The sequence below is a fragment of the Streptococcus sp. 27098_8_76 genome, from assembly GCF_041432315.1.
Lineage (GTDB): Bacteria > Bacillota > Bacilli > Lactobacillales > Streptococcaceae > Streptococcus.
Map to the genome: position 1 here is coordinate 1 of NZ_JAPVZI010000019.1, position 12,694 is coordinate 12,694.

10 protein-coding genes and 1 pseudogene are annotated in these 12,694 nt (G+C 39.9%); 5 read left to right on the forward strand and 6 right to left on the reverse strand.

Going from position 1 to position 12,694, the window contains the following annotated elements; genetic code table 11:
• Positions 1-649: 649 nt before the first annotated feature.
• The 5 genes and pseudogenes from O3636_RS10340 to O3636_RS10360 form a co-directional block, all read right to left on the reverse strand.
• Positions 650-1,159: pseudogene (locus O3636_RS10340) on the reverse strand (hypothetical protein); the annotation flags it as partial.
• Positions 1,160-2,122 (reverse strand): Rpn family recombination-promoting nuclease/putative transposase, encoded by a 963-nt coding sequence (locus tag O3636_RS10345; RefSeq protein WP_371643049.1) that lies wholly within the window; start codon positions 2,120-2,122, stop codon positions 1,160-1,162.
• A gap of 890 nt (positions 2,123-3,012) precedes the next feature.
• Positions 3,013-4,290: a glycosyltransferase family 8 protein gene (locus O3636_RS10350; RefSeq protein WP_371643051.1), complete on the reverse strand. Its 1,278-nt coding sequence runs from the start codon at positions 4,288-4,290 to the stop codon at positions 3,013-3,015.
• 110 nt (positions 4,291-4,400) lie between these two features.
• Positions 4,401-5,609 carry a glycosyltransferase gene (locus O3636_RS10355; RefSeq protein ID WP_371643053.1) on the reverse strand — a complete coding sequence of 403 codons (1,209 nt, stop codon included), beginning with the start codon at positions 5,607-5,609 and terminating at the stop codon, positions 4,401-4,403.
• 470 nt (positions 5,610-6,079) lie between these two features.
• Positions 6,080-7,624 carry a peptide chain release factor 3 gene (locus O3636_RS10360; RefSeq protein WP_001025437.1) on the reverse strand — a complete coding sequence of 515 codons (1,545 nt, stop codon included), beginning with the start codon at positions 7,622-7,624 and terminating at the stop codon, positions 6,080-6,082.
• A gap of 234 nt (positions 7,625-7,858) precedes the next feature.
• Here O3636_RS10360 and O3636_RS10365 point away from each other — a divergent pair, with 234 nt between their 5' ends.
• From O3636_RS10365 to gatB, 5 genes are all read left to right on the forward strand, one after another.
• Positions 7,859-8,110 carry a hypothetical protein gene (locus O3636_RS10365; protein WP_000471833.1) on the forward strand — a complete coding sequence of 84 codons (252 nt, stop codon included), beginning with the start codon at positions 7,859-7,861 and terminating at the stop codon, positions 8,108-8,110.
• Positions 8,103-8,348, forward strand: coding sequence for a DUF4160 domain-containing protein (locus O3636_RS10370; RefSeq protein ID WP_371643056.1), 246 nt, complete (start codon positions 8,103-8,105; stop codon positions 8,346-8,348). The genes O3636_RS10365 and O3636_RS10370 overlap by 8 nt, the downstream gene beginning before the upstream one ends.
• Positions 8,349-8,726: 378 nt before the next feature.
• Complete coding sequence (gene gatC / locus O3636_RS10375) at positions 8,727-9,029, forward strand: Asp-tRNA(Asn)/Glu-tRNA(Gln) amidotransferase subunit GatC (RefSeq protein WP_371643058.1); 303 nt, start codon at positions 8,727-8,729, stop codon at positions 9,027-9,029.
• A complete protein-coding gene (gene gatA / locus O3636_RS10380) occupies positions 9,029-10,495 on the forward strand; it encodes an Asp-tRNA(Asn)/Glu-tRNA(Gln) amidotransferase subunit GatA (RefSeq protein WP_261013331.1) in 1,467 nt (488 codons plus the stop codon). Before gatC ends, gatA begins: the two co-directional genes overlap by 1 nt.
• Positions 10,495-11,937: an Asp-tRNA(Asn)/Glu-tRNA(Gln) amidotransferase subunit GatB gene (gene gatB, locus O3636_RS10385; protein WP_371643060.1), complete on the forward strand. Its 1,443-nt coding sequence runs from the start codon at positions 10,495-10,497 to the stop codon at positions 11,935-11,937. The genes gatA and gatB overlap by 1 nt, the downstream gene beginning before the upstream one ends.
• Positions 11,938-12,136: 199 nt before the next feature.
• On the opposite strand, the gene O3636_RS10390 is transcribed toward gatB, so the two are convergent.
• Positions 12,137-12,694, reverse strand: a 558-nt coding sequence (locus O3636_RS10390; RefSeq protein ID WP_371643061.1) for an LPXTG cell wall anchor domain-containing protein, incomplete at its 5' end; no start/stop codon positions are given.

Below are 12,694 nucleotides of genomic sequence, written 5' to 3' on the forward strand. Positions count from 1 at the left end.
AAATATTATTCCTTTTACTCTATTTTTTATAAAGATACTTCAAGCTATTGTTCCAAGCCCCTTTTTGGCTTCAAAATTGAGTTTTTAAGCGTTTTTATGTTATTCAATTGAGAAATATTAAATTTCTGTTACATGGTTTTTACAGCAACTTCCCAAATTTTTTTATAAAAGTTTGATTTGTTTTTCAAGTTCAATTTATTAATCTAGTGATTATATATTGTTTTTTGAATACTCTGTTTTATACTCAATGAAAATCTAAGAAAGAACTAGGAAGCTAACCGCAGGTAGTTCAATGCACGGTTTTGAGGTTGTGGGTAGAACTAGCGAAGTCAGTAACATATATACGGCAAGGTAAAGCTGACGTGGTTTGAAGAGAGTTCCGAAGAGTATAAAATGAAATAAAAACCAAACAAATAAATTGGGGAATTTAAATTATAGCAAAATGAAATAGGAATGTAGCTACGAAAATTTGGAATTTAAATCAATTTATAAGAATGTTTTAGAGGCAGTATCGTCCTACTCCAGATTCAGTCCACTATATTTTATAACAATATTTTAGGTATTTTATTGTACTACTCCAGATTCAATTCGCTATAAAAAAACAGATTATTCCATCTGATACGGAAAAATCTGTCATTGTTCTACTGATTTATAAAAATTCCTTAAACTCCGCAACGGTCATGCCTAATTGCTCACTCGCAACCTCAGGTGTTAGAAGACCTTGGCGAACCATATCTAGGAAGGCAAAAAGTTTTCCTTCTTCCCTTCCTTCAACTTTCCCGCGCTCAAGTCCCTGTTCAACGCCTTCTGCTCGTCCTTGTTCAAGACCCTCTGCTCGTCCTCGTTCCAGTCCTTGTTCAATCCCCTCAGCTCGACCACGCTCAAGACCTTGCTCTAAACCTTTTTCGATTCCTTGTTCAATACCTTCTGCTCTAGCTGTTTCCAAGGCATAGTCCTGTGCCAACAATGCCTGTTCCTCGCGCATACGTAGTTGACTAAACATCTTTCTGTCCTCCTCGGACCAGCTCTTGTAGTCTAGCAGTTGGTCTGCCTGGCTAATGGCTCGCTCGGGTTGTTGGGTAAAGGGCTTGTTACCGAAAAACTCCAACCACGGTTTGCGAACCTTGTCTTTGCTGGTTTCTCTGTATTTTTTTAGTTCTTATTTATGATGCTCTTTCAATAATTCTTCAAACTCAGCCACGGTCATACCCAATTGCTCACTCGCAACCTCAGGTGTTAGAAGACCTTGGCGAACCATATCCAGGAAGGCAAAAAGTTTTCCACGCTCCAGTCCCTGTTCAATGCCTTCTTCTCGTCCTTGTTCACGACCCTCTGCACGACCGCGTTCAAGACCACGTTCTAAACCCTTTTCTTCAGCTTGTTCCAAGGCATAGTCCTGTGCTAACAAGGCTTGTTCTTCTCGCATACGTAGTTGACTAAACATCTTTCTGTCCTCCTCGGACCAGCTCTTGTAGTCCAGCAGTTGATCTGCTTGGCTGATCGCTCGCTCGGGTTGTTGAGTAAAGGGCTTGTTCCCGAAAAACTCCAACCAGGGCTTGCGAACCTCGTCTTTGCTGGTTTCTCTGTATTTTTTTAGTTCCAAGAATGCCATCTTGACCAGATGGTTTTCCTGTCCATTGTTTGTAATTGTTAAAACTTCACCTGTCGTGTCCTCTCGCATGCTGAAACTGTGAAAAGCCAAATCATCTGAGAAATAATTACTATCCACGATAGCGATAGCATATACTGGTGCAATATGTTTGTAACTCTGGTGTGTATCACCTTCTCGTTGGCGAATTTTTTCAAGATTTTGATTGACCTGACTACATAGGTAAGCCCACAGACGATTGATGAAAAAATTCTGATGATGAACCTGAATCTCAATGATAACCTGTGTCCCATTGTCCAACTCCGCCAAGACATCTATACTGGTATAGAAATCCTGGGCCGAGTACGGCAGGGAAGGCAAGACATGAATATTACTTCCCTCCAAAATGGTCACATTTTTTGCTGGCAAGTCCAGCATATCGCGGATAAATTGACAAGTGATTTCTGGATTGCTAAAGATTTTCTTAGCAACCAAATCATTAGTTGGGCTAATGCCCGGATGACGTACAGTCATATTTCTTCTCCTTTCATTATAGCACATTTTTAAATCTAGGTTTACTAGATTCTCTGGCTCTATCTATTTATTCGAAAAAAGAAAGGAAATTGGTAGCAAATTTAAAACAATTCTATTCTTCTTTATTTCATTCTCAAATTTCCAGCTACAATCTACTTCATACTCCTCTTAAGAAGCACAAGAATATTACCTGCAATTAAAGCATTATATATCCTGCAAAACAAAACGTGAGCAAATGGAAATATGAATTATAAATCCAGCAAAACTTGCTCTGATAGCCGTTTCAAATGCCTAGTTGGAATTATTAAAAGAAATGAAATAAATAATAAGAATCCTCATAGAACCCTATCAAACGACACACTCTAAGGATGACCGAAAATCAAAGGTGACTTTAGAAGTTAATCAATTAGGTAGTTGATATAGTGGATTGAAATAAGATATGAACAAACTGACTAGGGAAGTTAAATTAATTTCTAGAAATGTTTTAGCAACCACGACGTACTATTCCAGATTCAATCTACTATATTATATGATTTTATGTAGAGAGTCACCAAATTTTGTTAGATGTAAAGAAAATCCTTCATCAAGTGCTGACGAGAATGTAGTTTCAGACTAAAATACCATAATACATTGAAGCTGGAATAATACTCTAAGAATTCTAAACATTGCTAGAAATCGATTTGCCTTTTCCTAATCGGTTTATTCATATTTTATTTCAATCTACTACACTTGACAATATCATTCAAATCTACTGTAAACAAAAAGGACATTCTGATTAGCAGAACAGTCCTTTTTTCATATTTTATCATTGAAAGCAATTTTTTATACTATAAATCTAAGACTTTTTTGAATTTAGCAAGTTTCATAGCTAGACTCTGATTGCCCATAGACTAAAGTATATTCAAATGCTTCTTATCTGCTATCAGCTGTTTTACTCGATTCGCCATTAGTTGCGATGTTTCACAAACTTGTGCCTGTTCTCCAACATGATTGGTCTGAGGGAAAGCAAGGACTGGCGTCTTCAGTTTCAATGCAGTATCCATAGCGTCTTGCCAAACCATTCCTTGGCTAATATCTAGCACTGCTAGCGCAGTCTCTAATACATTGTCATACTTTATCGGATTAAAAGCACTTTGATAAAAGTGAACATTGGGATACTGGCCATAAGCTAGTAAACCATGACTCATCATAGTTGGGGCAAAAATATCGAAATCACACTCAGGCAAACTCTGAACCAGCTCGTCTAAACATTCTAATTCCTCAACAGTAGTAAAAACTACTAATCTCGGACGAAGTATTGAATGATTATATTCCGACAAGGCTAGGTTAAATAGATAAGTATTTAAAATCGTTGACCAATCTAAGCCATAGTAAAACCACCATAAACTCGTAAATCGGTTACGGCTCATCGTTCCCCATGGTTTCTCGCTACCGATATAATGTAACACTAAAGGTAATTGATTATCCACTAACCTTGTACGAGAAAGTCTATATTCACTTTTATCATAAACATCATATCCTACAAAAAAATTATAGGTATCATCAAGCGGTAACCATTCTTGACCAAAGGCCATAATCATAATAGACTGTTCACCATTTCTTACTTCTTGATAGTGTTCCTCAGATAAGTTTAACAACCAATCGCGAACATTTTCTCGTTTCCAGCGTTTGATATTAACAAGCATCACACCCGAGTTTAGTTCCCATTTAACATCCTTATTTGTTCTAGGATCCAGCTCACTATCATTAACCGCCGCTACATAATAACCGTCTAAATCATAGTCCAAAAGATGAACCACATTTCCTGTTACGATAAGATCACAATCTAGGTAAAGCGCTATATCCTCCTTAACATAGTCTGCAATGTAATAAATCAAAAATTTCGTAGCAGATATATGAGCACTGTTTTTGAGATTAAAATGCCTCATCGCTAACTCTTCCTCTGGTAAACGAATATTGACAATTTCCGAATCAAAGGGCTTCAACCATCCTTGAAGTGCAGAAAACCACTCTTGCGGAATATCCCCCTTATTAAACACATAAATTCTTAATCCACGTTGATGCGCGCATAAAGATTTAATGGTTACAATAGCTTGTTCACAATACGGCCTATCAAAGCATAAAATAATAGCTTTTTTAGCCAGTTGATTTTCCTGTAATTGATTCATCAATTCCCTTTCTATACTTTCTACACCCGATAAGAAGTAACATTTTTAGGTCAATCTATCATAGTGACTAATACCGTATGGATTTTGTCTACTCTTAAGCTTGAAGGCAATCACTTCGATACCAGCTTTTCAATGAGTTCAAGCATTTCTTGAGGATTCTCTTCCGAGACGATTTGGCTGTATGATTCTGTATCACGATTCGTTGTATCCCATGCTAAAATAGGAAGTTGTCTTGCTTTAGCTTTACTTATCACATCAAACATCTCACGATCAGCATTGATATCCAAATAGAAGTCCAATTGGGAAAGAACACTATCTACATTGTAAAGCGTGCAATTTGGATATAGTCTTACGTTGGTGTATCCCTGAAGAGCCATAATAGATCCCGCAAAATTGGTAGGCGCCAAAAGATGAAACTCTACGTCTGGACAATTCTTCACAAGAAATTCTAGATGGGGCATCTCTAATGTTATAGTCACAACCGCTGTACGAGCTCGTACCTTTTTCACCAGTCCTCTATAGCCTGACTCTAGGGAAAATTTCCTTAATAAGACATCCGACCACTCTAAACCATAGTAAAACCACCATTCTTCTCTCAGACGGTTGAGCGTAATTTGTTGCCAAGGTTTCTCACCTGTATAATGAATCATTTTTACAGAAGCTTCCAGTAACTCAGCATGTGGGTACCAGTCACTTTTTCCATAAAAATCAGCTATAGTGTCCATACCTACCATGAAATTGTAGATAGGTTCTAGTTCTTTCCAACGATTTTCAAAAAGACGATTCAAAATTCCCTGATCCCCATAATCTGTTTGATGGTATTGGTTGGTTAACTCAATCAGGTCTTGCGTGACATTTTCTGCTCTCCACATGTCATTGTTGATTAACAAAAAACCAGCATTAAAAATATGTGTATAAAAATCATCTCTAACTGCTGCTAAAGGGATATCTGTCAAGTCCAAGTCCCACAGCTCATCTATCGGTTTTCTTACGATAATATCCGAGTCTAAATACAGTGCACGAGACTCACTTACATACTTTGGAATAAAATACCTAAAGAAGGTAGCGTAAGAAAGTCCCTCAAAGGGTAGGCGATAATCTTTCAGAATACTACTGTCAATCTGAACGTTCACAATCTCACTGTTCACAGTCTCTAGTCTTTTTTCCATCAATTGGAACCATTCTCTCGGAAGGTCATCATTGAAAACATAAAACTTAAGATTATCATGGTGAACACATAGGGATTTTATCGTAGTCTCAACTTTATTCATATAAGCATTATCTGCACCTAAGACAATCGCTTTTTTCTCTTCTCTCATTCTCTATCTCATTTCTTTTTTATTCCCATCATATTTTTGGTAGCTCACTTCCCATTATGACGGCAAAGCGTTTAGGTAAGGCGATTTTTTACACCACGACACGGAGTTTGGCAAATCGATTCTATTTGCCAAACGTAGTTAGTAAAGCAGTTAGCTAGGCCACTCACTACCAGTTACGACGGAAAGTTTTACGAATCGATACCATTCGTGGACTTTGCCTAGTGAAGCGTTTAGGTAAGCCGCCATAGCAGTTTACAATTTTTACATTACGACACGAAGAGGCGAAAACGATTATTTTTCGCCGATGAGTTAGTAAGGCAGTTAGCTAGACCACTCACTACCAGTTACGACGTAAAGTTTTACGAATCGATATTATTCGTAAAACTTTACTAGTGGAGCGCCTAGCCAAGTTCCATAGAAACTTGGCGTTAGTTACTTAGATTGTTACACAATCAAGTAACTTTGGCGATCTACATTTTTTCCTCCAACTCTACGTCTGGATACTTATCCGCAAACCAGCGAAGGGCAAAGTCGTTCTCAAAGAGGAAGACTGGTTGGTCAAAACGGTCTTTGGCTAAAATATTTCGACTTGATGACATCCGTTCATCCAAGTCCTCTGGTTTAATCCAACGAACAGTCTTTTTACCCATTGGACTCATGACCACTTCAGCATTATACTCGCCTTCCATACGGTGTTTGAAGACTTCAAACTGAAGTTGACCAACAGCACCCAGCATGTACTCACCTGTTTGGTAATTCTTATAGAGCTGAATCGCCCCCTCTTGCACCAATTGCTCGATTCCCTTGTGGAAAGATTTTTGTTTCATGACGTTTTTAGCAGAAACTTTCATGAAAATCTCAGGAGTAAAGGTTGGCAGGGGTTCAAATTCAAACTTGTTTTTTCCAACCGTCAAGGTATCTCCAACCTGATAAGTACCTGTATCGTAAACCCCGATAATATCACCTGCTACGGCATTGGTCACATTCTCACGACTTTCCGCCATAAACTGAGTCACATTCGAAAGTTTAGCCCCTTTACCAGTACGAGGTAGGTTGACACTCATGCCACGCTCAAATTCACCCGATACGATACGGACAAAGGCAATACGGTCACGGTGACGAGGGTCCATGTTGGCTTGGATTTTAAAGACAAATCCTGAGAAATCCTTGTCATAAGGATCCACAATTTCGCCATCTGTTTTCTTGTGTCCATGTGGTTCTGGAGCAAACTTGAGGAAAGTTTCAAGGAAGGTCTGCACACCAAAGTTTGTCAAAGCTGAACCGAAGAAGACAGGTGTTAATTCTCCAGCCAGAATAGCTTCCTCTGAAAACTCATTTCCAGCTTCATTTAAAAGTTCAATATCATCCTTGACTTGCTCGTAGAAAGGATTGCTACCAAAAAGCTTATCCCCATCTTCAAGACTAGCAAAACGTTCATCCCCTTTATATAGCTCCAAGCGTTGATTATAAAGGTCATACAAGCCTTCAAAGGCTTTCCCCATCCCGATTGGCCAGTTCATCGGATAACTCGCAATGCCCAAGACTTCTTCCAACTCTTGCAAGAGGTCTAGTGGCTCACGTCCATCACGGTCCAACTTGTTCATAAAGGTAAAGACTGGAATACCACGGTGTTTGACAACTTCAAACAATTTCTTAGTTTGGGCCTCGATACCCTTGGCAGAGTCCACGACCATGACCGCAGCATCCACCGCCATCAAGGTCCGATAGGTATCTTCTGAGAAATCCTCGTGTCCTGGTGTGTCAAGGATATTCACGCGCTTACCATCGTAGTCAAACTGCATCACAGATGAAGTAACGGAAATCCCACGTTGCTTCTCGATATCCATCCAGTCAGACTTGGCAAAAGTCCCTGTTTTCTTCCCTTTTACCGTACCAGCCTCACGAATCTCGCCCCCAAAGTAGAGCAGTTGCTCAGTGATGGTTGTCTTCCCCGCGTCCGGGTGGGAGATAATGGCAAAGGTACGACGTTTCTTAATTTCTTCTTGAATATTCATAAGTTCTCTTTCTTTGATTCTCTATTTTTCTTGTTTCAATAGCTAAGAATGATTTCTACATTGGATTTTACCATTCCTTTCAACACTCCATTATATCGGATTTTAGCATTTTTTTCAATTTCTATTTTATGTCAGACTATACTTGAACAAAAGCTATTCCTTGTAGTCAAATAGATAGAAAACCGTGACAATTCTAGCAAAAATGATATAATAAAAGAAAAAGGAGAAGCAATCATGTTCAAGGAATTTGGTGTAACTAATTTAGAAGTGACAAAAGATGATATTTACAAGAATCCAAGCAACCCTATTTTACGCATGTATGATGACGATGAATTAATTGGAACCTTTAGCATTCTAACTGGAGAAGTATTGGAAAATTTGGACTTGGCAGACTATGACATTCGTTTTGCTCAAAAGCAAATTGAGTTGAACCGCGATAACTATCTTGAAACATGGAAGGATTACGTAGGATTATTACATGCCTAAATATTCTTTCCTAAAGTATGGTATTGAAATTCGTCCTAACGAACATAACCATAAAGGTCAAAAAGCGCATATCCACTTTTATATCCACGGAGAAGAGGTCGGCTCAATGTTTCTGAACGGTGAACTGAGAGATGGTAAATTAAAAGCAAAAGACTTAAAAATAATAAGACAATATGTCTTAGAGAACGCAGATGAACTTCAGGCTTTGTGGAATGAATACCAAAAAAGTGCATATTAAAATCAAAGAATTTTAGTTTGCTGATAGCCAAAAATTATTTAGCAGTTTTAATGCCAACTGTTGAGCTAATATCCAACTTATCCAAGTACTAACCATCCTATTCCCCTTGCAATTTTTAAAATAAATGTTACAATGAATATAGAAAAAGGTGTTGCGTCAACAACACCCTACAGAGCCGTTTAAGACGGTGGCTGTAATTACATAACTAAAAAATAGCTCGTTAACTCGCCAAAGTTAGGACGGCTATTTTTTTGTCTCTTTTAAAAACCTCTTTCTCGACTTGCCAGATGTCTTTTTTCATCTTTCCCTCCCTTATTTATAGGAAAATATGGTAAAATAGAACAGACTAAAAATCATCATTTCACGAAAGGATGCAAGATGAAAATTACGCAAGAAGAGGTAACACACGTTGCCAATCTTTCAAAATTAAGATTCTCTGAAGAAGAAACTGCTGCCTTTGCGACTACCTTGTCTAAGATTGTTGACATGGTTGAATTGCTGGGCGAAGTCGACACAACTGGTGTCGCACCTACTACAACCATGGCTGACCGCAAGACCGTACTCCGCCCTGATGTGGCCGAAGAAGGAACAGACCGCGACCGCTTGTTTAAAAACGTACCTGAAAAAGACAACTACTATATCAAGGTACCAGCTATCCTAGACGATGGAGGAGATTCCTAATGACTTTCAACAATAAAACCATTGAAGACCTGCACAATCTCCTTGTTTCTAAGGAAATTTCAGCAACAGAATTGACACAAGCTACGCTTGAAGATATCAAGTCTCGCGAGACAGCTATTAACGCTTTTGTTACCATCGCTGAGGAGCAAGCCCTTGCTCAAGCTAAAGCTATTGATGAAGCTGGAATTGATGCTGATAATGTCCTTTCAGGAATTCCACTTGCTGTTAAGGATAATATCTCTACAGACGGTATTCTCACAACTGCTGCCTCAAAAATGCTCTACAATTATGAGCCTATCTTTGATGCAACAGCCGTTGCCAATGCAAAAGCCAAGGGTATGATTGTTGTTGGAAAAACCAACATGGACGAATTTGCCATGGGTGGATCAGGTGAAACTTCTTACTACGGTGCGACTAAAAATGCTTGGGACCAGACCAAGGTTCCTGGTGGTTCATCAAGTGGTTCTGCTGCAGCTGTAGCCTCAGGACAAGTCCGCTTGTCACTAGGTTCTGATACGGGTGGTTCTATCCGCCAACCTGCTGCCTTCAACGGGATCGTTGGTCTTAAACCAACCTACGGAACAGTTTCACGTTTCGGTCTCATTGCCTTTGGTAGCTCATTAGACCAGATTGGACCTTTTGCTCCTACTGTTAAGGAAAATGCCCTCTTGCTCAACGCTATTGCCAGCGAAGATGCTAAAGACTCTACTTCTGCTCCTGTCCGCATTGCCGACTTTACTTCAAAAATCGGTCAAGATATCAAGGGAATGAAAATTGCTTTACCTAAGGAATACCTTGGGGAAGGAATTGACCCAGAGGTTAAGGAAACTATTCTGAATGCCGCTAAACACTTTGAAAAACTTGGTGCTATCGTTGAAGAAGTCAGCCTTCCTCACTCTAAATACGGTGTTGCTGTATACTACATCATCGCTTCATCAGAAGCTTCATCAAACTTGCAACGTTTTGACGGTATCCGTTACGGCTACCGCGCAGAAGATGCAACCAACCTTGATGAAATCTATGTAAACAGCCGTAGCCAAGGTTTCGGTGAAGAAGTGAAACGTCGTATCATGCTTGGTACATTCAGCCTTTCATCAGGTTACTACGATGCCTACTACAAGAAAGCTGGACAGGTCCGTACCCTCATCATCCAAGATTTCGAAAAAGTCTTTGCGGATTATGACTTGATTTTGGGACCAACTGCTCCTAGTGTTGCCTATGACTTGGATTCACTCAACCATGACCCGGTTGCCATGTACTTGGCTGACCTCTTGACCATCCCAGTCAACTTAGCTGGTCTCCCAGGAATTTCGATTCCAGCTGGATTCTCTCAAGGTCTACCTGTCGGTCTGCAATTGATTGGTCCTAAGTACTCTGAGGAAACCATTTACCAAGTTGCTGCTGCCTTTGAAGCAACAACAGACTACCACAAACAACAACCCGTGATTTTTGGAGGTGACAACTAATGAACTTTGAAACAGTCATCGGACTTGAAGTCCACGTAGAGCTCAACACCAATTCAAAAATCTTCTCACCTACTTCTGCCCACTTTGGAAATGATCAAAATGCCAACACCAATGTGATTGACTGGTCTTTCCCAGGAGTTCTGCCAGTTCTCAATAAAGGTGTTGTTGATGCCGGTATCAAGGCTGCTCTTGCCCTCAACATGGACATCCACAAAAAGATGCACTTTGACCGCAAGAACTACTTCTATCCTGATAATCCAAAAGCCTACCAAATTTCTCAGTTTGATGAGCCAATCGGTTATAACGGTTGGATTGAAGTCGAGCTAGAAGACGGTACGACCAAGAAAATCGGTATCGAGCGCGCTCACCTAGAAGAAGATGCTGGTAAAAACACCCACGGTACAGACGGCTACTCTTACGTTGACCTCAACCGCCAAGGGGTGCCATTGATTGAGATTGTATCTGAAGCAGACATGCGTTCTCCTGAAGAAGCCTATGCTTACCTAACAGCCCTCAAGGAAGTTATCCAGTACGCTGGTATTTCTGACGTCAAGATGGAAGAAGGTTCTATGCGTGTGGATGCCAACATTTCCCTTCGTCCTTATGGTCAAGAGAAATTCGGTACCAAGACAGAGTTGAAGAACCTCAACTCCTTCTCAAACGTTCGCAAAGGTCTTGAATACGAAGTCCAACGTCAAGCTGAAATCCTTCGATCAGGCGGTCAAATCCGTCAAGAAACACGCCGTTACGATGAAGCTAACAAAGCAACCATCCTCATGCGTGTCAAGGAAGGGGCTGCAGACTACCGCTACTTCCCAGAACCAGACCTACCACTCTTTGAAATCTCAGACGAGTGGATTGAGGAAATGCGTACAGAGTTACCAGAGTTTCCAAAAGAACGCCGTGCTCGCTACGTCTCTGACCTTGGTTTGTCAGACTACGATGCTAGCCAGTTGACGGCGAACAAAGTCACTTCTGATTTCTTTGAAAAAGCTGTGGCTCTTGGTGGCGATGCCAAACAAGTCTCTAACTGGCTCCAAGGCGAAGTCGCTCAGTTCTTGAACGCTGAAGGAAAAACACTAGAACAAATCGAATTGACACCAGAAAACTTGGTTGAAATGATTGCCATCATCGAAGACGGCACAATCTCTTCTAAGATTGCCAAGAAAGTCTTTGTCCATCTAGCTAAAAATGGCGGTGGAGCGCGTGAATACGTGGAGAAAGCAGGTATGGTCCAAATCTCAGATCCAGCTGTCTTGATTCCAATTATCCACCAAGTCTTTGCTGATAACGAAGCCGCAGTTACCGACTTCAAGTCAGGCAAACGTAACGCAGATAAGGCCTTCACAGGATTCCTTATGAAAGCAACCAAAGGCCAAGCCAACCCACAAGTCGCCCTTAAACTCCTTGCCCAGGAATTGGCGAAGTTGAAAGAAGATTAAAAAAATAATCTCCAGATTAGGAACTATCAGTGAGTTCTCTAGTCTGGAGATTTTTCAATATACCTCGTTATTGGGGTTTACCTTACTTACATATCCTACTTCAAAAAGCCCTTCCCCTAAGAATAGAGGAAAGGCTTTTCTTGATTATCATAAACCTCAGAATGATAGATAAGCGACTTATTACGCTTTATACCATTTCTTACTCCTTATCATCTTTACGACGTCTTAAAACTAAACCTAAGCCAGTTATTGCTGCTAGAGCTCCAAGAAGGAGAGATGAAGTTGATGATTGAGTACCTGTATTCGGAAGTTCCCGTTTACCATCTACAAATGTTGATTCATTTGAATTCGTTATTTGAGTTGATTTGTCTGATGTCGCTGTTACATCTGAATGATCTGGGGTATCTGATTGTCCAGGAACATCTGGATGATTTGGCTTATCTGATTGTCCAGGCACTTCTGAATGAGAAGGAGTTCCATCATGACTTGGAGTAATCACTTTCTTAAAGATATGGGTTGTTACATTTCCAACTAAAATAGTCTTGACATATTCATAGCCAGTAAATGTTCCCTTATCTTTTGTACCATCTTCTTGAGGTTTTAGAACATTACCTTCAGTATCTTTCCAAACTGTTGATTTACTTTCTTCATTACTTGGAGTTGAAGGTGTTGGTGAATATGGTGTTGAAGAAGATTTCTTAGTATATACATGGATTGTATTTCCATCTTTATCTTTCTTAGTTTCTTTGAAGATGTA